Annotated in this window: 21 protein-coding genes; 5 read left to right on the top strand and 16 right to left on the bottom strand. The window is 63.0% G+C overall.

Annotated features, from left to right (window positions below):
• Positions 1 to 10: 10 nt before the first annotated feature.
• The 7 genes from KLP40_RS03625 to pdhA all read right to left on the bottom strand — a co-directional run bounded on the left by KLP40_RS03625 (position 11) and on the right by pdhA (position 7,587).
• Entirely contained in the window at positions 11 to 1,363 is a 1,353-nt protein-coding gene (locus KLP40_RS03625) for a hypothetical protein (RefSeq protein WP_215592279.1), read from the bottom strand.
• Positions 1,350 to 2,102, bottom strand: coding sequence for a type III pantothenate kinase (locus KLP40_RS03620; RefSeq protein ID WP_215592278.1), 753 nt, complete (start codon positions 2,100 to 2,102; stop codon positions 1,350 to 1,352). The genes KLP40_RS03625 and KLP40_RS03620 overlap by 14 nt, the downstream gene beginning before the upstream one ends.
• Positions 2,103 to 2,272: 170 nt before the next feature.
• Positions 2,273 to 4,156: a pseudouridine synthase gene (locus tag KLP40_RS03615; protein WP_215592277.1), complete on the bottom strand. Its 1,884-nt coding sequence runs from the start codon at positions 4,154 to 4,156 to the stop codon at positions 2,273 to 2,275.
• Between the two features lie 165 nt (positions 4,157 to 4,321).
• Positions 4,322 to 4,705: a TraR/DksA family transcriptional regulator gene (locus tag KLP40_RS03610; RefSeq protein WP_215592276.1), complete on the bottom strand. Its 384-nt coding sequence runs from the start codon at positions 4,703 to 4,705 to the stop codon at positions 4,322 to 4,324.
• 248 nt (positions 4,706 to 4,953) lie between these two features.
• Complete coding sequence (ribH, locus tag KLP40_RS03605; RefSeq protein ID WP_215592274.1) at positions 4,954 to 5,430, bottom strand: 6,7-dimethyl-8-ribityllumazine synthase; 477 nt, start codon at positions 5,428 to 5,430, stop codon at positions 4,954 to 4,956.
• A gap of 144 nt (positions 5,431 to 5,574) precedes the next feature.
• Positions 5,575 to 6,351 (bottom strand): tetratricopeptide repeat protein, encoded by a 777-nt coding sequence (locus KLP40_RS03600; protein WP_215592272.1) that lies wholly within the window; start codon positions 6,349 to 6,351, stop codon positions 5,575 to 5,577.
• A gap of 57 nt (positions 6,352 to 6,408) precedes the next feature.
• Positions 6,409 to 7,587: a pyruvate dehydrogenase (acetyl-transferring) E1 component subunit alpha gene (gene pdhA / locus KLP40_RS03595; protein WP_215592271.1), complete on the bottom strand. Its 1,179-nt coding sequence runs from the start codon at positions 7,585 to 7,587 to the stop codon at positions 6,409 to 6,411.
• Positions 7,588 to 7,655: 68 nt separating this feature from the next.
• Between pdhA and recF the strand changes: the two genes are divergently transcribed.
• Entirely contained in the window at positions 7,656 to 8,768 is a 1,113-nt protein-coding gene (gene recF / locus KLP40_RS03590) for a DNA replication/repair protein RecF (RefSeq protein ID WP_215592270.1), read from the top strand.
• 62 nt (positions 8,769 to 8,830) lie between these two features.
• Positions 8,831 to 9,154, top strand: a complete 324-nt coding sequence (locus tag KLP40_RS03585) for a DUF721 domain-containing protein (RefSeq protein ID WP_215592269.1) — start codon at positions 8,831 to 8,833, stop codon at positions 9,152 to 9,154.
• A gap of 440 nt (positions 9,155 to 9,594) precedes the next feature.
• Here the strand turns inward: KLP40_RS03585 and KLP40_RS03580 are convergent, their stop codons facing one another.
• From KLP40_RS03580 to KLP40_RS03570, 3 genes are all read right to left on the bottom strand, one after another.
• Positions 9,595 to 10,158, bottom strand: a complete 564-nt coding sequence (locus KLP40_RS03580; protein ID WP_215592267.1) for an acyl-CoA thioesterase — start codon at positions 10,156 to 10,158, stop codon at positions 9,595 to 9,597.
• Between the two features lie 237 nt (positions 10,159 to 10,395).
• Positions 10,396 to 10,794: a helix-turn-helix domain-containing protein gene (locus KLP40_RS03575; RefSeq protein WP_215592265.1), complete on the bottom strand. Its 399-nt coding sequence runs from the start codon at positions 10,792 to 10,794 to the stop codon at positions 10,396 to 10,398.
• 228 nt (positions 10,795 to 11,022) lie between these two features.
• On the bottom strand, positions 11,023 to 11,868 hold the full coding sequence (locus tag KLP40_RS03570) for a glycerophosphodiester phosphodiesterase family protein (protein ID WP_215592263.1): 846 nt from the start codon (positions 11,866 to 11,868) through the stop codon (positions 11,023 to 11,025).
• A gap of 141 nt (positions 11,869 to 12,009) precedes the next feature.
• On the opposite strand from KLP40_RS03570, the gene KLP40_RS03565 reads away from it, so the two are divergent.
• Positions 12,010 to 12,621 carry a hypothetical protein gene (locus KLP40_RS03565; RefSeq protein ID WP_215592262.1) on the top strand — a complete coding sequence of 204 codons (612 nt, stop codon included), beginning with the start codon at positions 12,010 to 12,012 and terminating at the stop codon, positions 12,619 to 12,621.
• A gap of 80 nt (positions 12,622 to 12,701) precedes the next feature.
• Here the strand turns inward: KLP40_RS03565 and KLP40_RS03560 are convergent, their stop codons facing one another.
• The 3 genes from KLP40_RS03560 to KLP40_RS03550 all read right to left on the bottom strand — a co-directional run bounded on the left by KLP40_RS03560 (position 12,702) and on the right by KLP40_RS03550 (position 14,848).
• Positions 12,702 to 12,977: a PLD nuclease N-terminal domain-containing protein gene (locus KLP40_RS03560; protein ID WP_215592261.1), complete on the bottom strand. Its 276-nt coding sequence runs from the start codon at positions 12,975 to 12,977 to the stop codon at positions 12,702 to 12,704.
• 115 nt (positions 12,978 to 13,092) lie between these two features.
• Positions 13,093 to 13,722 (bottom strand): rhomboid family intramembrane serine protease, encoded by a 630-nt coding sequence (locus tag KLP40_RS03555; RefSeq protein WP_215592260.1) that lies wholly within the window; start codon positions 13,720 to 13,722, stop codon positions 13,093 to 13,095.
• Between the two features lie 154 nt (positions 13,723 to 13,876).
• Positions 13,877 to 14,848, bottom strand: a complete 972-nt coding sequence (locus tag KLP40_RS03550) for a polyprenyl synthetase family protein (protein WP_215592259.1) — start codon at positions 14,846 to 14,848, stop codon at positions 13,877 to 13,879.
• Positions 14,849 to 14,997: 149 nt separating this feature from the next.
• Between KLP40_RS03550 and KLP40_RS03545 the strand changes: the two genes are divergently transcribed.
• Positions 14,998 to 15,495 carry an energy transducer TonB family protein gene (locus KLP40_RS03545; RefSeq protein WP_215592258.1) on the top strand — a complete coding sequence of 166 codons (498 nt, stop codon included), beginning with the start codon at positions 14,998 to 15,000 and terminating at the stop codon, positions 15,493 to 15,495.
• Between the two features lie 94 nt (positions 15,496 to 15,589).
• Here the strand turns inward: KLP40_RS03545 and rnr are convergent, their stop codons facing one another.
• Together rnr and KLP40_RS03535 are read right to left on the bottom strand one after the other, a co-directional pair.
• On the bottom strand, positions 15,590 to 18,190 hold the full coding sequence (rnr, locus tag KLP40_RS03540; RefSeq protein WP_215592256.1) for a ribonuclease R: 2,601 nt from the start codon (positions 18,188 to 18,190) through the stop codon (positions 15,590 to 15,592).
• 290 nt (positions 18,191 to 18,480) lie between these two features.
• Positions 18,481 to 20,508 carry an ABC transporter ATP-binding protein gene (locus KLP40_RS03535; protein WP_215592255.1) on the bottom strand — a complete coding sequence of 676 codons (2,028 nt, stop codon included), beginning with the start codon at positions 20,506 to 20,508 and terminating at the stop codon, positions 18,481 to 18,483.
• Between the two features lie 122 nt (positions 20,509 to 20,630).
• Between KLP40_RS03535 and KLP40_RS03530 the strand changes: the two genes are divergently transcribed.
• Positions 20,631 to 21,617, top strand: a complete 987-nt coding sequence (locus KLP40_RS03530) for an aldo/keto reductase (RefSeq protein ID WP_215592254.1) — start codon at positions 20,631 to 20,633, stop codon at positions 21,615 to 21,617.
• A gap of 78 nt (positions 21,618 to 21,695) precedes the next feature.
• On the opposite strand, the gene KLP40_RS03525 is transcribed toward KLP40_RS03530, so the two are convergent.
• Entirely contained in the window at positions 21,696 to 22,382 is a 687-nt protein-coding gene (locus KLP40_RS03525; RefSeq protein ID WP_215592252.1) for a lipoprotein signal peptidase, read from the bottom strand.
• Between the last annotated feature and the right edge of the window lie 19 nt (positions 22,383 to 22,401).

Genomic DNA, 22,401 nt, shown 5'->3' with positions numbered 1-22,401 from the left:
AGCTGAAACGTTATTCAATCCGACGCTTGATAAACCAGCGGTTGTTGAGCGTGACGCCCAACTGCATGCGTACGTAGTCTTCCTTAATATTGCGCTCCAGCGCCCCGGTATCGAGCGTGCGCACGTCGGTGTTGCCACGCTGCCCGTAGGTGAAGCCCAGGCTGATGGTGGTGGCATCGAGCGGGGTAGCCGTGGGCAGCGGGAAGGCAAAGCCCCAGCTCACCGAGCGGTCGTAGAGCGTGGTTCCGCCGGGACGGTACGGGAGCTGGGCCACATTGAGGCCGGCCCGGTACGTTACGCGGCTGAAGTAGCTGTCTACCGACGTAGCGTCCGGGGTCAGCTCCCCGCCCACCCCGAAGCGGTAGGTGTCGCTGAGCGGAATGCCCGCGGCCCCGCCCTGCTCGCCAAAAGCCCGGAACTGCGACCATTGCTGGCGGCTCCCTTCCAGACTCAGGTTCCAGTTGCGGTTATTGTCGAAGCTCACGCCCAGCTGGGTCAGGGCCGGTACCTGGGCCCGGCCGGCCGACTCCACTTCCAGGGCCGTAGTGGACGCCTGTACCCCGCTCCCGTCTTCGCGCAGCAGGTTCAGGTTCTGCTTCCCGTTCAGGTTGGAGCGGAAGCTGTACACGCCGCCAAGGTTGTAGTTGACTTTATCGTTGACTTTGCCCCGGTAGTGGATGCCCGTGCGAAAAGCAAAATCGGAGTAGCGCACCTGCTGCTGGAAGATGTCGCGGTTGGCAATGGCCAATGGCAGCGTACTGGTCCCGATGCGGGTGCTGGTTTCCCGGTCGATGGTGCCAAACACGTAGCTGGCCGAAGCACCTACTACCAGCCCCTTGGTCACGCGCACCGCGTGGCTCATGTAGGCTTCGGCAATGCCGCCGCTCCCGTTATACTGCTTTTCCACCTGCGCCTGCGGGTCGCCGGCCACCGTGTTGTCTACGGTAGTCGACTGGTAGTCGACGGTGCTATAGGGTTTGAGGCCGATGGCCGCGGCCCAGCCCCGGTTGATGGGCAAGGCCAGGGCCAAGTAGCCCAGCGTGCCGGTGCCGGTGCGCTGGCTGGTCTGGTCGTTGCGCAGGGTCTTGAACTGCCCGGTGTAGCCCGCCTCGAACGTCGTCCGGCTGGTGTAGTAGAGCAGGGCCGGGTTCAGCTCGTTAACGTTGACGCTGTTGGGCGCCGCCACCCCGATGCCACCCATGCCCATCTGCCGGACCCCGCCCGCGTTCGGGCTGGCGTCGCCCAGGCCCAGGCGCGAATACGGGGAGTTGCCCAGGCCCTGGCCCAGGGCGACTGACGAGGCGGCCAGCAGCCCCAGCAGCGAAAGACCCCCGGCTAGGCCGGAGAAGTTAGGTTGCGACATGATGTACTAAAATTCGATGGAGCCCGATTAACACGAGCTCGGGAACAACAAAGATAGGCCGTTTCAGCCGGCCCCGGAAAAAAGCCGCGTCGCCGCCGGCCAGCACCACCGCCAGGTGCGGAAACCGGGCTTCGTACTGGGCCAGCAGACCGGCCACTTCGGCCGCCGCTCCGTTCAGCACCCCGCTCCGGATGGCCTCCTGGGTGTCGGTGCCGGTGAGCGGAACGTCGGTAGCGGGGTCGGGCAGACCGGCCACCAGTGGCAGCCGTCCGGTAAACGTATGCAGGGCCTGAAAACGCATACGCAGGCCGGGCGCAATGCTGCCGCCCCGGAATACCCCGGCCGCATCCACTAGGTCGCACTTGATGGCCGTGCCGGCATCCACTACCACCACGTCGCGCCCGGGCAATAGCCAGGCCGCGCCCACGGCCGCCGCCAGCCGGTCGGCCCCCAGGGTGTGGGGAGTGGCGTAAGCGTTGCCGATGGGCAGCGGCGTGGTAGCCGGAACGAACTCCAGGATTTCGCCCGGCACTGCGGCCCGCAGCTCCCGCGCCCAGTCGGCGGCCGGGCCGGCTACGGAGGAGAGAATCACGTGCTCGGGGCGCAGGCGCTGCACGGCGGCCCGCACCTGCGCGGGCGTCTGACCGGTGGCGGATTCCTGCAGCGTATCCTGCTCGAAGTAGCCGTACTTGACGGCCGTGTTGCCAATATCGAGGGAAAGCGTACGCAAGGCGAGCATGCAGGAAGCAAAAGGCGAAAAAAAGACCCGGGGCCCGGCCCCGGCCGGCCCGCGAGCCGGCAGGCCCGAAGGGTGGCGCGCGGCCGGGCCCCGGCAAGGGCGCAAAACCGAACGCCCGGCCCCCGCGCCGGCACCAACAGGAGACAGACGGGAGCCGGGCGGTTGCGTGGCTACATGAAATACTTGAGACGAATGACTTCCTTCTCGGTCAGGAAGCGCCACTTGCCCCGGGGCAGGTCCTTCTTGGTGAGGCCCGCGTACTGCACCCGGTCCAGGGTCACCACGTCGTAGCCGAGGTGCTCGAAGATGCGGCGCACGATGCGGTTCCGGCCGATGTGGATTTCCACGCCCACGAAGTGCGGGTTGCCGGCCACCACGGCCACGTCGTCCACCTCCGCCTTGCCGTCTTCCAGGGTCACGCCCGCGGCAATCTGCCGCAGGTGTTCTTCCGTCAGGGGCTTGTCGAGCTCCACCTGGTAGATTTTCTTGTTGCGGTGCGAGGGGTGGGAGAGTTTCTGGGCTACTTCGCCGTCGTTGGTGAACAGCAGCAGGCCCGTGGTGTTGCGGTCGAGGCGGCCCACCGGGAACACGCGCTCCTTGGAAGCCGATTTGATGAGCTCCATCACGGTGCGGCGGCCTTCGGGGTCATCGGTGGTGGTGAGGAAGTCCTTGGGCTTGTTGAGGAGCAGGTACACCTGCTTCTCGCGGTTGAGGTTGGTTTTACCGTACTGCACGGTATCGGTGGGCTGCACCTTGTAGCCCATCTCCGTTACCACTTCCCCGTTCACCTTGATTTCGCCGGCGGCAATGAGGGCATCAGCATCCCGGCGGGAGCAGATGCCGGCGTTGGCGATGTAGCGGTTGAGGCGTACTTCGTTGCCGTCGGCGTCGTCTTCCTCGCGGCGGCGCTTGTTGCCGCGGGTCTTGTCCTCCTCGTAGTGGCGCAGGTTGGCGTAGTCGGGAGCCTGGCCGGCTACCTCGCCGCGCCGGGGCTTGCCCGCCTGGTTCGAGGCCGGGGCATCGGAGCGGCGGTCCTGGTCGTAGGCGCGGCGCGGACGCTCATCACCCGCACGGTTGTCGCGGCGCTCCGTGCTGAAGGGCCGCTTCTTGTCGAAGCTGCTGCTGCTGCCCCGCCGCTCGTCGCGGTCGAAGGCGCGCGGCTCCCGCCGGTCGTCGCGGGCCGGACGCTCGGTCCGCTCGCTCCCGAAGGAACCGGGGCGGGCCGTGCGCCGCTCGCCGCTGGCGCCGGCTCCGAAGCCCTGGGGTTTGCGGTCACCGGAGTCGCGCCGGTCGCGGCCGAAATCGTCGTCGCGGCGAGCGGACTGCACCGGGCGCTCGTCCCGGTCCTCGGAACGGGGCGGGCGCTGGTCGGCTAGGTCCTCGGGGCGGCCCCGGAAATCGAAGGAGCGGGCAGGCCGGATGGGCCGGTCGGCACCGTATTCCTTCGAACCCTGGAAATCCTCCTGCGGCCGGGGCCGGGGGGCTTCTTGGCGGGGCTCGTCGGCGGCGTTGGGGTTCTGCTTTACAAACTTGCGGTTCCGCTCGCCGGGCAGGCCCCGCGGCACGGCCGACTGGCCATCCTCGCGCCGGTAAGGCTGGCCCTGCCACGTTTTCTTGGGCTCGAAGTCGCGCACCGGGCGCTCGTCGCGGGCGGGGCGTTCCTCCCGGTTGTCGCGGCGGAAGTCCCGGGCCGAACGCTCGTCACGGCCTTCGCGGCGGAAGTCACCGCCGCTGTTACCAAACTTGCGGGGGCCGCCGAAGCTGTTGCCGCCATTACCGAATTTGCGCGGGCCGCCCGTGCTCCCATCGGCCGGCCGGCCGAAGGAAGGGCGGTCGTTGCCGCGGCGGCTGTCGTCGCGGCGGCTGTCGTCGCGGTCGCTGCGGTTGTCGCGGTCATTGCCGAAGCGGGCGTTACCGCCGGGGCGGCTGGCCCGCTCCGCGCCGGGCTGTATGAATTTGCGGAAGCCCTCGGCGCCCGGGCCGGCGGACCGGCCGGAATCGGTGGAGCGGCCTTTGCGGCCGGAAGCGTCACCGGAAGAATGTTTCTTACCCATGTGGTAGAAGCGTGCGTGCCGTATCGCTACGGTACCGTGAATGATCTAGAATGAGCAGCGCGGAAATTCCGGTCTGCTAAAAACAGGTCCCGGACCAGCGGCCGGCTCCGCCTGGTAGCGGGGGCCGGTCACGGGTCCGGGTACTTAAAACAGCGGGCAGCGAGATTAGTCGCGGCGGGCCATTTTGGCTTCGATGGAGTGCTGGGTGTGGGGCACGGCCCGCAGGCGCTCCTTGGGGATGAGTTTGCCGGTGCCGATGCACACGCCGTAGGTACCGTTCTTGATGCGGACCAGAGCGTTTTCGAGCTGCTGGATAAACTTCATCTGGCGGGAAGCCAGCTGGTTCATGCTTTCCTTCTCGGCCGTGTCGGCGCCGTCTTCCAGCACCTTCGAAGAGGAGGCCGTGTTGTCGGTACCCGTATCGTTCTTGCGGCTCAGGGTTTCCTTGATAAAGGCGACTTCCTTGCGGGCAGCCGTGAGCTTGTCCTGAATGATTTGTTCAAACTCGGCCAGATCTTCCCTGGAATAGCGTAGGGATTCGTCATTCATGTCGTTCAGGAAGGAAGGTTATACTAAAGGGTGATTGAGCAGGGTGCCGACTACGGTTCTGCGGAACAACCGGTTAGCAGGCCCAACATCGGCTTCTGGGAATAAGTTTACCTTACTCCCCGCACCAACAACGGATCAGCCGAGCCTGGATTTCCCACAGGCCCGCCGGCCAGTCGTATTCGGCCGCAAAGCTACGGTTTTGTCCGCTAATCAGCGTGATAGTGTTTTGCTTCGCGGAGCAGCCCGGACTAGAAGCCCAGCATGTGGATGGCGGCCACGGCCCCTTCCACCCCTTTGTTGCCATGCTTGCCGCCGGCCCGGTCCCAGGCCTGCTCCAGGGTATTGGTGGTCACGAGGCCGAAGATGACGGGCTTGTTGAACTTCAGGCCCACATTGGTGATGCCGCTGGCCACCGCGTGGCAGATGTAGTCGTCGTGCTTGGTTTCGCCCTGAATCACCACGCCCAGGCAGATAACGGCGTCGATTTCCTCGTGCTGGGCCAGCAGTTGGGCCCCCAGCGTGAGCTCGAAGCTGCCGGGCACCGTGTTGCGGAAGATGTTCTCGGGCTTGGCGCCGTGTTTGAGCAGGGTATCGTAGGCGCCCTGGGCCAGGGTGTCGGTGATGTCGCGGTTCCACTCGGCCACCACCAGCCCGAAGCGCTTGTCGGAGATGTCGATGAAGTGGTCGGAGGTGTAGTCGCTCAGGTTTTTGAGGGAAGTGGCCATACGGGAGGGTTCAGTGAGGTAACTGGCGGGGCAAAGATAGGGACGGCGGCGGGCCCGGTCCGGCGCCGTTTGTGGGTGGTACCGGCATCCAACAAAAAAGGCGGCCGATTGGCCGCCTTTTTCTGCAGTAACTCCGGGCGCTGCTTATTTACCCGACATGCCTTCGGCGCGGGCCTTGTATTCCTTGGCCTCGTTGACCTCGGCCGCGGCCGGGTAGTCGGTCAGGATTTTGTCGTAGGCGGCAATGGCGCCGTCGTAGTCTTTGGCCTGCTCGCGGGCAGTGGCTTCCTTGAGCAGGTAGCCGGGCGAGAAGAACTCGTTGGCGTTGTAGTTAGCGGCCTTGTTGTAGAAGTCGGCGGCTTCCTTGGGCTGGTTCTGCTCCAGGTGGGCGTCGCCGAGCAGGGAGTAGGCGCGGGCCTGCACCAGGTAATCATCGGAGCTGAACTCTTCCAGGTAGTCGATGGCCTCCTTGTATTTGCCCTGCTTGAGGGCGGCCACGCCGGCGTAGAAGTTGGCCAGATTGCCCGCATCGGTACCGTTGTACTCCGACGATACGCGCTCCAGTCCCAGGTTGCGGCCGTCGCCCTTCATGGCTTTCTGCAGGGAGTCCGCCTCCCAGTAGTTCACGGCCTGAAACAGGGCAGCCTGCCCCTTGGTATCCTGGGAATCCCGCCACAGGTAGTATCCGAAGCCCCCGGCCACGGCCAGCACCACTACGGCCAGCAGCCCCAGCAGCACGTTCTTGTTGCGGCGCAGGAAATCCTCCGACTCCACCAGGCGCAGGGCCAGGGCATCGGGGTCTTCCAGGAGCGGGTGCTCGGGGTTGTAGACTTCGGCGGGCTGCAACGGGTCCGTGGAAACGGGCTGCTGCTGCTGCTGGCGGGCCTGCTGGCTCTTGCCCGTATAAGGAATCTTCGACATGGTGTAAGTTACTCGAAAAAGAGGCCGCCGGGGGCGACCGGAAAATCGTCCGCCCGACTAGTCGCGGATGTAGGGGTAATCCTCCTGCACGTACACGTCCTTGTACAGCTCATCGGCCGTGGGGAAGGGCGAGTTCTCGGCGAATTCCACCGACTCAGTTACCTGGGCCTTGATCTTTTCATCAATGGCTTCCAGATCAGCCTCGGTGGCCATGTTATGGGTCAGGATGGTATGGCGCACGGCTTCAATGGAGTCGCGGGAACGGTAGTCCTCCAGCTCGTCCTTGGTGCGGTACTTGGCCGGGTCACTCATGGAGTGGCCCTTGTAGCGGTAGGTTTTAAACTCCAGCAAGGTGGGGCCTTCGCCGGCCCGGGCACGCTCAGCGGCGCGGGCTACGGCGTTGTGCACGTCCTCCACGTTCATGGCATTCACCGGCTCGGAAGGCATGTCGTAGCTCTCCCCCAGGGTGTAGAGCTCCGTCACGTTGGACGTGCGCTGCACCGAGGTACCCATGGCATAGCCGTTGTTCTCGATAACGAAGATGACGGGCAGCTTCCAGAGCATGGCCATGTTGAAGGCCTCGTGCAGGGCCCCCTGGCGCACGGCGCCGTCGCCCATGTAGGCGATGCACAGGTTGCCGGTCTTGTTGTATTTCTCGGCGAAGGCAATGCCGGCGCCCATGGGCACCTGAGCCCCCACGATGCCGTGGCCGCCAACGAAGTTCACGTCCTTGTCGAACATGTGCATGGAGCCGCCCTTGCCCTTGGAGCAACCGGTGGCTTTGGCAAACAGCTCGGCCATAATGGCGTTGGGCGACGTGCCCAGGGCCAGCGGGTGGGCGTGGTCGCGGTAAGCGGTAATCCACTTGTCGTCCTTGGTCAGGGCCGATACGGCTCCGGCCACGCAGGCTTCCTGGCCGATATAGAGGTGGCAGAAACCTTTGATTTTCTGCTGGCCGTAGAGCTGGCCGGCCTTCTCCTCAAACTTGCGCATGAGCATCATCTGCTCATACCAGGTCAGGTAGGTTTCTTTGGAAAACTCGGGCTGGCTCGCGGAGGTTGCCTTGGGGGCGCCCGTGGCCTTCTTGGCGGCCGCATTGGTGGCCGTCAGGGTTGCGGCCGGTTGCTTGGCCGTTTTCACCGTAGCTTTCGCACTCTTGCCCTCGGCCGGTGCCTCCGATGATTTCGTCTTCGGGTTGGAAGCCTTGGAGGCAGCCTTTACTTTCGTCTCCGCCATCTTGCTTTCGATTGTTCGCGTTTGGGAGGCGAAAGTACGTAAAAGGATTGCAATTCCGAACCCCAAGCATGAACCTTGAAAGCCTCCATCTGCTATTCTTCAAGAATTACGAAGAAGCGCAGTTATCCTTCTCTCCCCACATCAATTGCTTCATCGGTGATAACGGCAGCGGCAAGACTAATCTGCTGGATGCCATTCACTACCTCTCCCTGACCAAAAGCGCCTTCACCGTTTCCGACACCCAGAGCATCAAGCAGGGGGAGGAGTTCTTCGTGACCCGGGGCCGCTTCCAGGGCCTCGGCGACGAGCCGGCCGAAACCATTCAGTGCAGCCTGCGCCTGGGGCAGAAGAAAACGGTGACCCACAACAAGCAGGCCTACGAGCGGGTGTCCGACCACATCGGGCGCTATCCGGTGGTGCTCATCTCGCCCTACGATACCGACCTGATCCGGCAGGGCAGCGAGGAGCGGCGTAAGTACTTCGACAGTCTGATGTCCCAGCTCGACCACGCCTACCTCGAGCAGCTCATCCGCTACACCCAGCTGCTCAAGCAGCGCAACTCCCTGCTCAAGCTGGCCACCGACCGCCAGGCTGGCTACGACCGTGACTACCTGCTGGTGCTGGACGAGCAGCTGGCCCCGGCGGGCGAGGAGCTGGTGCGGCGGCGCCAGGAATTCCTGACCGAGTTCGAGCCCGTGTTCCAGCGCCACTACGCCCAGCTCGCCGACGGCCAGGAAGTCGTGACGCTTACCTATAAAAGTGAGCTGCCCGGGGCCGACTTCCTGAAACTGCTGCGCCTGCAGGAGCGCCGCGACCTGAGCCTGCAGCGCACCACCGTGGGCCCCCACCGCGACGACTTCACCTTTTTGATGGATGAGCTGCCCGTGAAAGGCTACGGTTCCCAGGGCCAGCAAAAGTCGTTTGCCATTGCCCTCAAGCTGGCCCAGTTCGAGGTGCTGGCCCAGCGCAAGCAGCAGAAGCCCCTGCTCCTGCTCGACGACATCTTCGACCGCTTGGATGAGAAGCGCATCACCCGGCTCATGCAGCTGGTAGCCAACCACACCTTCGGCCAGATTTTCCTGACCGATACCCACCTCGAACGCACCGACCGGGTGCTGGCCAACCTCTCGGAAGATATCCGCCGGTTCCGGGTGCAATCGGGCGTAGTCACGCGGCTTTAGGCGGCGGGGGCGGTACCTTTACGGGCTGGGCCGGTAGTCTGGTTCGCGCGTTAATTACTGCAATGACCACCAAAAAACCTTACTCGTCTGAAACTTCCCGTAAGTCAGATGTCGTGCCGCTCAAGGATGGCATCACGGCTCTGCTACGGGTTTACCGCCTCCAAGGGAAGCTCAACGAGGTAACGGTGGTGGCCAGCTGGGAACGGATCATGGGCAAGGCCGTAGCCATGAAAACCCAGCAGATTTACGTGAGCAACCATAAGCTTTTCGTGCGCCTGTCTTCGGCCCCGCTCAAGCACGAGCTGGTGATGGCCAAGACCCAGGTGCTGGCCAACATCAACGCCGAAGTCGGTGAAGATGTCATCAAGGAAGTGGTCTTTCTCTAAGGCCATTCCGCTGGCTACTCTTGTCGGCCGATCTGTTGCCCCAACCCGCCGCCCGGCTATTGGGCCTTTGCCGCCGCCCCTCCCCTATCGGGCGGGCTGTATCCTGGTTGTCCAGGGTTTGTAATTGAGCAACCCAGTCGAACAACATCGGCAACGACGGGCCATAGCCCAGCACCCCGGCAGACCACTCCCGACCTGCGGCGGCAACCCTGAACTGGCCGCGTTCCGGGTAACTGCGGCTACCCAGTAAGTGTGCGACTCAGCAATCCTTTGGGTACCTCACCAGGCAACCAGCCCGGCCGGCTCCTCTTAACCAGATTGCAGGAGGGTACTGCGGCCGGCAGCACGATGGCGCCGCGTTGCGTGGGTGCTTCCTCCTCACGCATTCACTTCCCCCGCCTGACCTAAATGAAGGGTGAGTGCGGAGCAGCCTCCGGACCTTAATAGGCCAACTGGCACCGCTCGTTTTCCAGCAGGTGCAGTTGCTGCTCCACCGCCAGGATGGTACGGGCATTATCGAACTCCTGGTGGTAGCGCCCCTTGAACTCCCGGCGCTTGATGGCCTCCTGAAAGCGGCGGGTATCGTCGCGGGTTTCCAGCAGCAGGCCGGGTACCGGTGTGGGCTTGCCGGCGTCGTCTTTGGCGACCATGGTGAAGTAGCAGGTGTTGGTGTGTTTCACAGTTCCGGTGCGCACGTCTTCGGCCGTCACCTTGATGCCTACCAGCACCGAGGTCCGCCCCACGTAGTTCACCGAGGCCAGCAGGGAAACCAGCTCCCCAACTTCTACCGGCTGCAGAAAATTCACCCCGTCCACGCTCACCGTCACGCAGTAGTTACCGGCGTGTTTGGAGGCCGCGGCGTAGGCCACCTTATCCATGAGGGAGAGCAAAATGCCGCCGTGAATTTTGCCGCCGAAGTTGGCGTACGAGGGAATCATCAGTTCGGTGAGCGTGACGCGGGAGTAGGAGACGGGACGGTAGTCGGGCAGCTGGGAAGCGGACATGTGAGAGCAGTAATGTCGGTTAGTTGCCGCAAGATAAAGCCCCGCTTTACAGCGTCCATCTCCACCCTTGATCCAGACTTCCAGGCCGGCTGTGGTGTCCGGTCATTACCACCGCTCACGTCCCTGTATCAGCCCGGTATTGCCTCCCCGGACGGACCGGACGGGCCCTGGTCAACTCCGGCGTATCATAGACCAAAGACCCGCCGAACAGATATGTTTCACGTGGAACACAAGCCTTTACTTCGGCCCGTACACCTTTAACAGCAACTCATTATAGGCTTCGAGCAGGGAAATATACTTCTGCTGCAGCGTCATCAGCTGTTTTAAACTATCCGCTTCCATCGGCGCTACAGCAGTGTTACGCGAAACAGCAGGTGTATCAGACGTTACAGCAAGTTGTTTTGTTACAGTTACATTATTCGATGTTACACCTGTATCGCCGGACGGTGTAAAATCATTACTAAAGTCGTGTCCGATAATTTCACCCACCCTTGTAACAAAGCTGTAATCCAGTGATACATCCTTGAATTTACGATAAATAGTAGGGCGTGTAATACCGAGTTCCTCTACCAAGTGTGTAATCGAAATCCCGCTGTTTTTAATAGCATCCTGCAGTATTTCGCCTTGGTGTATCATGGTGACCGGGTGTAACGAATGGTGAATAGGTAAATATCCTAAATGTGTCCGTTGTAACCAAACGATACAGCAACATGAACGGTGTAATACAAAAGATGATACAGCGCAATTGTAACACAACCGAAGTACTCGTTACACTTTTACACCTGTTACAGGTGCCACGCCAATCGTTACATCATGTTCATCTCGTTACAGCCGGTGATACAGATCCTTGTCCGGAAGGGTAGTTCAAAAACCGCGCAGCGCCAGCAGCCGGTCGGGGTAATCGGTGGTAATACCCCAGGGCTGCAGGGCCAGCATACGGCGTAGGTCCGGTACTTCGTTCACCGTCCAGGGCACGAGTTTTATAGACTGCTCCCGCAGCTCCGCGGCCAGCATGGGCGTAAGCAAACGGAAGTCCGGGCCCAGGACTTCCGGGCGAAAACCCAGGGCGTTCAGGTGAGCGGATACCGGCTCGGCATCCTCCACCAACAGGCACAGGGGCAGCGTGGGCAACGCCGGCCGAGCCAGTTGCAGGATGCGCTTATCGAAGCTCAGCAGGGTGGTGCGCGGCAGGATGTGCAGAGCCCGGAGCTCGGCCAGCACCAGCTCCAGAAACCGGGCCGGTGCCGGCTGGAACCGAGGCTCCTCCCCCACCCCACTTTTGATTTCAATGCTGTAGCCCACGGGCGCGCGCCCCAGTGCCCGGGCCAGATTTTCCAGCTCCGCCACTACCTCCCGGAGCAGGGGTTTGAAGGCGGGCACGGGCTGCTGCTGCGGGTAGCCGGGATGGCGCGTGAGGCCGCAGTCGTACTCCCGGATGTGGGCGTAGGACAGCTCGTAGAGGTTGTGCTGCCGCTGCTCCGCGGGGACAATGGGCAACCCCGCCGGCGTGCGGCAGATGGTGGCCGACATCCACGGCTCGTGAGACACCACTACCTGCTGATCGGCGGAAATCACCACGTCCAGCTCCACTACATCTACCCCCAGCCGCAGGGCTTCGCGAAAGGCGGGCAACGTGTTTTCGGGCAGCAGCCCCCGGCAGCCCCGGTGGCCGTGCACTTCCGGAAAACGGTAAACAGGCGGGAACGACATAGCCTCAAAAGCAGGAAAAAGGTGAAGGAGAAACAACCGTTCTACCTTACGCAGACTCCTCGAACAAGGCCCCAAAATCGGCGTACTATTCTGCACCTAGTCTTTAGGCATTCCCTTTTTTTACCTCTCTTGTTTGAGTCCATGAAGAAAATCCTTTTCGTGCTCCTGCTGCTGGCCGTAGCAGCCGGCGCCTATTTCTATCACCTGCGCACCACGCCCGAATACTCGCTCATGCAGGCCTACAAAGCCCTCAACGACCACGACGTGGCGGCCTTCGAGCACTACGTAGATATTAATAGCATCACTACCGGCCTAGTAAACGATGTGACCAGCCAGGGCGCGGCCCTGGGCGTACTTAATCCCGGGGGCCTGGCCATGACGGGCGCCTTGAGCCTCCTCAAGCCCCAGCTGGCCCAGGCAGCCCGCCGGGAAGTGAAGCGCTATGTGGAAACGGGTTCGGCCGAAGCCGCGGCAGCTCCCAGGCAACTGGTGAACGTTTCGGTGCTGGGACTGGCCGGTAAGGTGGTGGGCGAAGGCAGCCAGTTCAAGGGCGTGGCCTACACCCGCGAGGAAGGCGAGCAGGCTCTGGTGGGCCTGGAGTTTACGCAGCCCCGCTACGATACCACGCTGGTGCTGGAGGTGAAGATGCGCGACCAGGGCAGCCACTGGCAGGCCACCGAAATCACGAATACCGGCGCCATTCTGCAGCATGTGGCCCGCATGGAAAAGCGCCGGCTGGTAGGCGGCCGATAAGACCCAACAACCAATCCGGAACATAAAAAAGGACGCCCGGGCAGTTGCCCGGGCGTCCTTTTTTATGCCTTCAGCCCCGGTTATTTACGGCCGGAGAACAGGAAATAAATGATGGAACCACCGAAGGGGAAGAACCAAATGATCAGGCCCCAGATGATTTTCTTACCAATCGACCAGTCCTGCTTGATCAGGCTCAGGAAGGCGGCAATGGCCAGCAGTATGTAAATCACCCCAAAAATAGTGAGCGAGCCGTCAGCCTTACGGCCATTGCAGGAGGTGAGCAGGGTGGCTACCGCCATCGAAAGCAAAAGCGAAAAGGCGGGCAGGCGTTGGGTAAGGGTACGCAGGTGATGCATGGTGTAGGGAGGTTGAGTGATTAGGGAGAGAGATTATGCAGCCCTTTACGCACCAGACCTGAAATGGATATTGGCAGAGCACTATTTATGTTTTAAAATATTAATAATCATACACTTACGATATATAACCCTGCAATTGTTCCCAGAAAATGCCTGCAGCCCGGGGTATCAGAATGAGTGTCAGCACGATACCGTAAAGTGCCCCGTAAAAGTGGGCGTCGTGGTTGATATTGTCGCCGCGGCGCCGGCTCATGTAGTAGGAATAGGCCAGGTACAGGAAGCCGAAGATGAAGCCGGGAATAGCTATCGGCAGCGGGAAGATGTAGAGGCCGGCGACCGGGTCGAACAGGATGGCCGAGAAAATGACCGAAGCCACCCCGCCCGAGGCTCCGAGGCTGCGGTAGCCGGGGTCGTGGCGGTGGCGCAGGTAGGTGGGGATATCCGACACCACAATGCCGCCCAGGTAGAGCAGCAGGAAGCAGAGCAGCCCACTGGTGGGGCCGAATACTTCCTGAAATACCCCTTCCACCAGCCGGCTGAAGGAGTAAAAGGCGAGCATGTTGAACAGCAGGTGGCCGATGTCGGCGTGCAGGAAGCCGGAGGTGAGGAAGCGGTACCACTCGTTGTGGCGCTTCATGCGGGCGGGCTCCAGAATCCAGCTTTCCAGGAATTCAGGGTTCGACCAGGCGTAAAACGAGATGCCCGCCGTGAGGACGGCCAGGATGAGCGTGGCGGATAATTCCATGCGACAGATGAGGATGAGAGAGAATATGAGGAGGCACTTGGAGCGCGAAAAGCAGGTGCGCAACCAGCCCGGTAGGTACCGGCCGGAACAAGACGACGGGATACGCCCGATGTCCGCCCTGAAACCGGCTTCCGCGCTCCGGGAAAGCACGCGGCTACTGCTCGCGCTCCAGGAGTTGCAGAGCCAGTTGGTGCAGGGGCTTTTTGCGCGTTTCGGGGGCCGCTAGGCGCTCCAGGTGCTGCAGGGCATCGAGGAAGTAGTCGTTGATGAGCGCTTCCGTCTGGGGGCGGATATTGAGCTCGTCGTAGACGGCGCGGACGGCGGCTACCTTAGCCTCCTCGTCCGCGACGGGCTGGCCGATGTGGCGGGCCAGCACGGCGCGCTGGGCGGGGCCGGCCTGGGCCTGGGCCGTGAGCAGCAGGTAGGTTTTTTTGTCGGAGAGAATGTCGCCGCCCACGCGCTTGCCGAAGGTGGCCGCGTCGCCGTACACGTCCAGCAGGTCGTCGCGGAGCTGGAAGGCCAGCCCGATGCCCACCCCGAACTGGCGCAGGTGGTCGGCATCAGCCTCCGATGCGCCCCCGAGAAGGGCGCCCAGCTCCAGAGCGAAGCCCAGCAGCACGGCCGTTTTCAGCCGGATCATGTCCAGGTACTGAGCAATGCTCACGTCGGACTGGGTTTCGAAGTCCATGTCCCACTGCTGGCCCTCGCAGACCTCGGCGGCGGTTTGGGAGAAGCGGCGCAGCACCGGAGCCAGCAGGGGCGCGGGCACGTCCAGCAGCAGCTCGTAGGCCCGCACCAGCATCACGTCGCCGCTCAGGATGGCCACGTTGGGGTTCCACTTTTCGTGCACCGTGGGCTGGCCCCGGCGCAGGGGGGCCTGGTCCATCAGGTCGTCGTGGAGCAAGGTGAAGTTGTGGAAAACCTCGGTGGCCAGGGCGGGCTTCACCACGGCGTCGAGTTCCTCGGTGAAGAGGTGGGCGCCCAGCAGCGTGAGCACGGGCCGGATGCGCTTGCCGCCGAGGCGCATGATGTAGCGGATGGGTTCGTAGAGGCTCTCCGGCTGCTCGCCGTAGCGCAGGCCCACGAGGCCGGCCGTGAGTTTATCGGTAAAGAAAGAAAGGTCCACGCAAAGGGCTAAAGGTTCAGAAGGGAAAGGTACGGACCCCGGCGCGGTTCTGATTGCCCAGGGCTTCTGATGGCCACGCGAGGGCCAAGGCAGCGCCGGTACTTCGGCCCCTCATCGTTATCTTACTACTGATTAACCGACTTACCCCGATGCGCTACCTCCCTATCCTGACCCTGCTACTGCTCCCGCTGTCAGCGGCGGCCCAGAACTCTTACAACCGCTGGGATGCCCGCCCGCCCGACCCCATCGTGCCCCTGCCCCGCAACACCGGCACCCGCCTACCCAAACCGGCCCCAGAGGCGGCGCCGGCCCCCACCGATTCGGTGGTCCTCACCACGGGCAAGTACCTTTTGTTGGAAGTGACGCCGACCTTCCCGGGCGGACAGCAAAACCTGCTTGCCTTTATCAAAAAGAACCTGAAACGCCCGCCCGGCCCGAAACAACATGGGCAGGTAATGGTACAGTTTACAGTGCTGGCCTCGGGTGCCGTGACTGGGGCGCACGTGGAGCCGGGCCGGGGCCTGAGCCCCGCCTACGACGCGGCGGCCGTGGATGTTATCAGCCGTCTGCCCAGCTATAGCAGCCCGGGAAAGCGCCGGGGCGAGGCGGTTGCAATGGAGCTGACGGTGCCCGTGGAATTTAAGTAGTCGCCGGTGAGAACCGGCACGAAAAAGCCCCTGCTGCCGATTCCGGCAACAGGGGCTTTCCGCTGTCTGGGGTTTACCCTGACGAGCCGGGGCGTTACCGGCGGCGCTTGCTGTTGCCGCCTTTGCCGCCGCCACCTTTGCTGCTACTCCGGCCGCCAGCGCTGTTGCTGCTGTTTTTGCCGTCGGCGCGGCCCCCACTTTTGCCGCCGCCCGACTTGCCGCCGCTGCGCTCGGGGCGGTAGCCGCGGGGGTTGTTGTTGTCGCGGCGCTCCTGCTGCTCGCGCTGCTTATCGGCGTCGGGGCGGTCGTCCACCAGCTCGAAGTCGATGGTGCGGTCGAGCAGGTTCACGGCTTTCACCACCACCTCCAGCTCGTCGCCGAACTGGATGATGCGCTTGGTGCGCTGGCCCACGAGGCGGTAATTGTCCTTGTCGAGCTCGAAGAAGTCACCGGGGATTTCGCTCACCCGGATCATGCCTTCGCACTTGTTCTCCTCAATCTCGACGTACATACCCCACTCGGTGAGGCCCGACACCACGCCGGTAAACTGCTCGCCGATGTGGTCCTGCAGGAACTCCACCTGCTTGAATTTGATGCTGGCCCGCTCGGCGCTGGCGGCCAGTTTCTCGCGCTCCGAGGAATGCTTGCACTCCTCCTCAATGGGCTCCACGTCCACGTTGCGGCCACCCTCCAGGTAGTGCTCCAGCAGGCGGTGGGCCATCATGTCGGGGTAGCGGCGGATGGGCGAGGTGAAGTGCGAGTAGTGCTCGAAGGCCAGGCCGAAGTGGCCGCGCGGGTCGGTGGTGTAGGTGGCCTTGGCCATGGTCCGGATGGCCAGGGTCTGGAGCACGTTCTGCTCGGGGCGGCCCACCACTTCGCTGCTCAGGTCGTTGAGCTCGGTGCTGAGTTTTTGCGGGTTGGTCAGGTCGAGCTGGTGGCCGAATTTCTTGGCGAACAAAGCGAAGTTCTGGAGGCGCTCCGGGTCGGGGGCGTCGTGCACGCGGTACACCATCGTGAAGCGCGGCTTGGTTTTCTTGAGCTTGAACACGAACTCGGCCACCTTGCGGTTGGCCAGCAGCATGAATTCCTCAATCATCTTGTGGGCATCCTTGCGCTCCTTCACATACACGCCCAGCGGCTTGCCGTCCTCATCAAGGCGGAACTTCACTTCCTGGGTTTCGAAGCTGATGGCGCCCTGGCGGAAGCGGGCCGCGCACAGCTTTTTGGCGATGCTGTTCATCAGCTGCACCTCCTGGGTGTAGTCCGACTCCAGCCCTTCGATGCGCTCCTGGGCGTCTTCGTAAGCGAAGCGGCGGTCGGAGTGAATGACGGTTTTGCCAAACCAGGTGCTGTAGAGCTTGCCGTTCTCATCGAGCTCGAACACGGCCGAGAAGGTGAGCTTGTCCTCGTTGGGCCGCAGCGAGCAGAGGCCGTTGCTGAGCCGCTCGGGCAGCATCGGAATCACCCGGTCCACGAGGTAGACCGAGGTGGCGCGGTGGCGGGCTTCCGTTTCCAAAGCCATGTCGGGCCGCACGTAGTGGGTCACGTCGGCAATGTGCACCCCGATTTCCCAGCGCCCGTTGTCGAGCTTCTGAATGGAGAGGGCATCATCAAAGTCCTTGGCGTCGGCGGGGTCGATGGTGAAGGTGGTGATGCCACGGAAGTCGCGGCGGCGCTCAATTTCGGCGGCCGGAATCTCCACCGGAATGCCTTCCGACTCGGCCTCCACTTCGGCCGGGAATTCAAACGGCAACCCGAACTCGGCCATGATAGCGTTGATTTCGGCTTCGTTGCCGCCGGCCTGCCCGAAGCTGCGCTCAATCACGCCGGCCGGGGAACGGTCGGAGCCGTCCTCCGGAAACTCGGTCACGCGCACCAGCACCTTCTCGCCGTGCTGGGCGCCCTGGAGGTCGTCCTGGCTCACGTACACATCGAAGTACATCTTGCGGTTGTCGGGCTTCACGAAGGCCACGTTGTCGCGGATCTGGAGGCGGCCCACCACCTCGGGGCGCTTGCGTTCGAGCACCTCCACCACGTCGCCCACCGGGCGGCCGTCGCGGGAGCTGCGCAGGCGCAGGCGCACCGTGTCGCCGTGCATGGCAAACCGGAGGCGGTCGGTGAAGACGCGCACGTCCTTCTCGGTCTCCTCGCTAATCACGAAGGCGTACTTGTCGGTGGCCAGGGCCACCGTCCCGACGATGGTATCGCCCCCGCTTTCGCGGCGGTTGCGCGGCGGCTGGGGTTCGCCGGCGTTGGGAAAGTCGAAGCCGGCCTCGCGGCGACGGTGCACCACGGGCGTGTCGCCGAACTCCGATTCCACGGGCCGGCCACCGCCGTAGCTGCGGCTTTTGTCGGCGGGCTTCTCGTCGGCCGCGGCGGGCTTGCGGCGGCCCTTGGGGGCGGGCGCAACGGCCGCGGCGGCGGCCTCCGTGAGGCGGTACTCGTCGTTCTGAATCAGCTCCAGCGTGGCCGACTTGCGCAGCTCGCGCAGGTGGGCAAATACTACTTCGCGCTGCTCCTTGTTGGTCACGCCGAGGCGGCGCGAGAGCTGGCGGTAGGTGAGCACCTTGCCGGGGATGTCGTAAAAAATGCGCAGAATCTGGTCCTGGCTGATGGGGGCAGCGGCGGCGGGCTCACTGCGGTCCGCCTTCGCGCGGGAGGCGCGGGGGGCGGTAGTTTCGTCTTGTTCTTTCATGTAGAAAACGGGCCGCCAGTAAGGGTCGGGTTCGCAGGCGGCGGGGTTGAATGAGGGAGGAAAGCCGGGATACTTTCGGGGCCTTCCGGGAGAGAGAAAGGAGGAAGCCGCTAAGCAGCTTCGGTAGATACTACGGAATATAGCAGGTAATAACTATAGTGTACTGGAAAGGATAGGTTATGGTTGAGTGAAGGCCGTGCAGCTCGCAGCGAAGCAGCTCGCAGGCTGATGCTTACCCGGCACTCCAACGCCATGCTGAGCGCAACGACGCGGCGCGTTCAGCATGACTATTACGCCCGGCTGGCCACGGCGGCCCGGATGTCGGCGGGCGTGTCTTTAGGGATGGCCGCCAGCAGCTGCCGGGTGTACTCGTGCTGGGGGTTGGCGTAGAGTTCGGCAGCGGGGCCGCTTTCCACAATCCGGCCCTGACGCATGACCAGCAGCCGGTCGCTCATGAAGCGGGCCACCGACAGGTCGTGGGTGATGAACAGATACGTGATGCCGAACTCGCGCTTGAGGTCGTTGAGCAGGTTAAGCACCTGAGCCTGCACCGAGACGTCGAGGGCCGACACGGATTCGTCGCAGATGATGCACTTGGGTTGCAGGGCCAGGGCCCGGGCAATGCAGATGCGCTGGCGCTGGCCGCCGCTGAACTCGTGGGGGTAGCGCATAAAGTGCTCCTCCCGCAGGCCCACCGTGCGCAGCAGCTCCAGCACCCGGTCCTTTTGCTGCTGGCGGCTGCCGCCTACGCCGTGCACCCGCATGGGCTCCAGAATAGCCTCGCCCACGGTCATCATGGGGTTGAGGGCGGCATAGGGGTCCTGGAAAACCATCTGGAAGTCGCGGCGGCGGCGGCGCAGGGCCTCGGCCGGCAGCTTCGCCAGATCGTCGCCTTCGAACAGGATGCGGCCCGCAGTTGGTTCCACCAGCCGCAACAGAGCCCGGCCCAGCGTCGTCTTGCCGCAGCCCGACTCCCCTACCAGGCCCACCGTTTCGCCGGGATAAATATCGAAGCTCACCCCATCCACGGCCCGCACGAACTCGGGTTTGCGGTTGAAGAACCCTTTACGGATGGGAAAATGCACGTTCAGGTCTTTCACTTCCAGCAACGGCGTCCCAGGGTTGAAACCCTGGGCTACGGAGCGGGCACCGGAAACGGCGCCAGCTACTGGGGCATCATCCGCCGCTGCACTTGCCCCCATGCCCAATTCGCTGACTAGCCCAGGTCTTACGCCCTGGGGCGCCGGGCCGGCGCTGGTAAGCGGAAGTTCCACGCCGGATTCGGCCCCGGGAGCCGATTCAAGGCCGAAATGCGGTTTCACAGGGCGTGAAACAGGATGTTCCACGGGGAACGTTTTGGTGGTTTCACGGTCGTTGTGAGAGGCAGCAGTGCTACCGGCACCGCTTTCACCATCAGCTACTTGCCCCGGAGCAGTTTCAGTGGCAATAAAGCCTCCATCGGCCGTTTCACGCATGAAATCGGCCACTACGGGAAGTTTTTTTCGCCCGACGGAAAGTTTTGGCCGGCAGGCCAGCAGGCCCTTGGTATAAGGGTGCTGCGGATTGGTGAAAATATCGAGCACTCCCCCCTGCTCCACCACGTGGCCGCGGTACATCACGAGGATGCGGTCCGCTATTTCGGCCACCACGCCCAGGTCGTGGGTGATGAAGATGACGGCCGTGTCGTGCTCCCGGCGCAGTTCGTCGATGAGGCGCAGCATCTGGGCCTGCACCGTCACGTCGAGGGCCGTGGTGGGCTCGTCGGCGATAAGCAGGGCCGGGTTGCAGGCCATGGCCATGGCAATCATCACGCGCTGCTTCTGGCCCCCGCTGATTTCGTGGGGGTAGCTGGCGAAGATTTTCTCGGGCCGGGGCAGGCGGGCCATCGTGAACAGCTCCACGGTGCGGGCCGCGGCTTCTTTCTCGGAGAGGCGGGTGTGCAGGCGCAGGGCTTCCACCACCTGGCTGCCGCAAGTGTACACCGGATTCAGGGAGGTCATGGGCTCCTGAAAAATCATCCCGATGTCGTTGCCGCGTACCTGCTGGAGTTTATCGTCGGTGAGGGTGAGCAGGTCCACCTCCCCTAGCGCCCCGCTCTGAAACCGGGCCTGGCCGCTCACCACGCGGCCGGGCGGCATCGGAATCAGGCCCATCAGGGCCAGCGAGGTCACCGATTTGCCCGAGCCCGATTCGCCCACGATGGCCAGCGTCTCGCCCCGGTGCAGGTCGAAGGAAATGCCCTCCACGGCCCGGGTATTGCCTCGGTGGCTGTGGAAGTCAATGGTCAGGTCGCGGACGGAGAGGATGGGCTGGGACACGGGGCAACGCGGAACGAGGCGGAAAAAGGTAAAGATAGGCCGGGGCGTGGTAGCTTGCCGCGGGCGTTTCGCGTACTACCCACTACACCCCACTCCGTTTTCTTTCCTTCTTCTTCTATTCTATGCAGTACCGCAAACTGGGCAAAACCGGCTTCCACGTCTCCGAAATCAGCCTGGGCACCTGGCAGGTGGGCGGCAAATGGGGCGACCCGTTCAGCCACCAGACCGCCGACGCCATTCTCAACGCCGCCGTAGATGGCGGCATCAACTTCATCGACACGGCCGATGTGTACGGCGACGGGGAAAGCGAGCAGGCCGTGGGCCGGCTGGTACGCAGCCGCTCCGAGCGCGTGTACGTGGCTACCAAGTGCGGCCGCCAGCTCCAGCCTCACACCAACGACGCTTACCAGCCGGCCGCCCTGCGCCGGTTCGTGGAAGCCAGCCTGCGCAACATGCAGCTCGAAACCCTGGACCTGGTGCAGCTCCACTGCCCGCCCACGGAAGTATTCTACCGGCCCGAAATCTTCGAGCTGTTCGACCGCCTCCGGGACGAAGGCAAAATCCGCCACCTGGGCGTGAGCGTGGAGAAGGTAGAAGAAGGCCTGAAAGCCCTTTCCTTCGCTAACGTGACCACCATTCAGCTCATCTTCAACATGTTCCGGCAGCGGCCCCAGGAATTGCTGTTCCGCGAGGCCCGGCGTCACGACGTGGGCCTGATTGTGCGCGTGCCCCTGGCCAGCGGCCTGCTCACCGGCAAATTCTCGCCCCAAACCACCTTCTCCCCCGACGACCACCGCCAGTTTAACCGGGAAGGGTCTGCTTTCGACAAAGGTGAAACCTTCGCCGGCGTGGACTACGAAACCGGCCTGGCCGCCGTGGAAGAGCTGAAACTGGTGTTTCCCGACCAGCCCAACCTCGCCCCGCTGGCCCTGCGCTGGGTGCTGATGTTTGACGAAGTGAGCTGCGTAATTCCGGGCGCTTCCAGGCCCAGCCAGCTCCAGTCGAACCTGCACGCCGCCGAGCTGCCGGCCCTCAGTCAGGAGCAGATGCAGGCCGTGAAGGCCATTTACGAGCAGCGAATCAAGCCGCTGGTGCACTACAGCTGGTAATCGAGCCCGTTCTAAACGCAAACGTCCCGCCGGAATAATTCCGGCGGGACGTTGCTGTTTTAGGCCTCAGGAGTTGGGCTAGGCCGGTTCCGAGGCGTCGCGGCGGGCCTGGGCGGCGGCGGCATCAGAGGCGGCCAGGGGTTGGGCGGCGGCCCGTTCCTGAGCGGCCCGGGCTTCGGCGGCTTCAAAGTGCGGGCCGTAGAAGCGGTTCTGAAAAATCAGAATCAGGGCCACGCCCACGAAGATGGCGGAGTCGGCGATGTTGAAAATGGGCCAGAGCGAGAGGTGGGTGCCGCCCACCAGGGGCCAGGTGGAGGGCAGGATGCCCTCGTAGAGGTCGGCATACAGCATGTCAATCACCTGCCCGTGGAACCAGGGCGTGGGCGCACCAAAGGGGGCATTGTCGTAGATGACGCCGTAGAAAATGGAATCGACCAGGTTGCCGATGGCCCCGCCCTGAATCATGGCAATGCAGATAATCAGGCCGTTAGGCGCGTGCTGCTTCCAGAGGCGGTAAATATAGTAGCCGATACCCGTGACGGCCACCAGCCGGAACAACGTCAGCAGCAGCTTGCCGTAGGGCGGTGGCAGCTCCACCCCGAAGGCCATGCCGGGGTTCAGCGTGTAGTGCAGCTTGAACCAGTCGCCGAACACGGGAATTTCCCCGGGCAGGCCCATGACCATATAGCGGTGCACGGCCCACTTCGAGAGTTGATCCACAACGATGACGAGCAGCGCCACCAGGTAATATTTCCAGTACTTCATTTAGGAGAAGTGAGAGGTT

Origin of the sequence: Hymenobacter piscis (assembly GCF_018760735.1) — a bacterium.
GTDB lineage: Bacteria > Bacteroidota > Bacteroidia > Cytophagales > Hymenobacteraceae > Hymenobacter > Hymenobacter piscis.
This window is presented reverse-complemented; position numbering and strand designations above follow the sequence as displayed.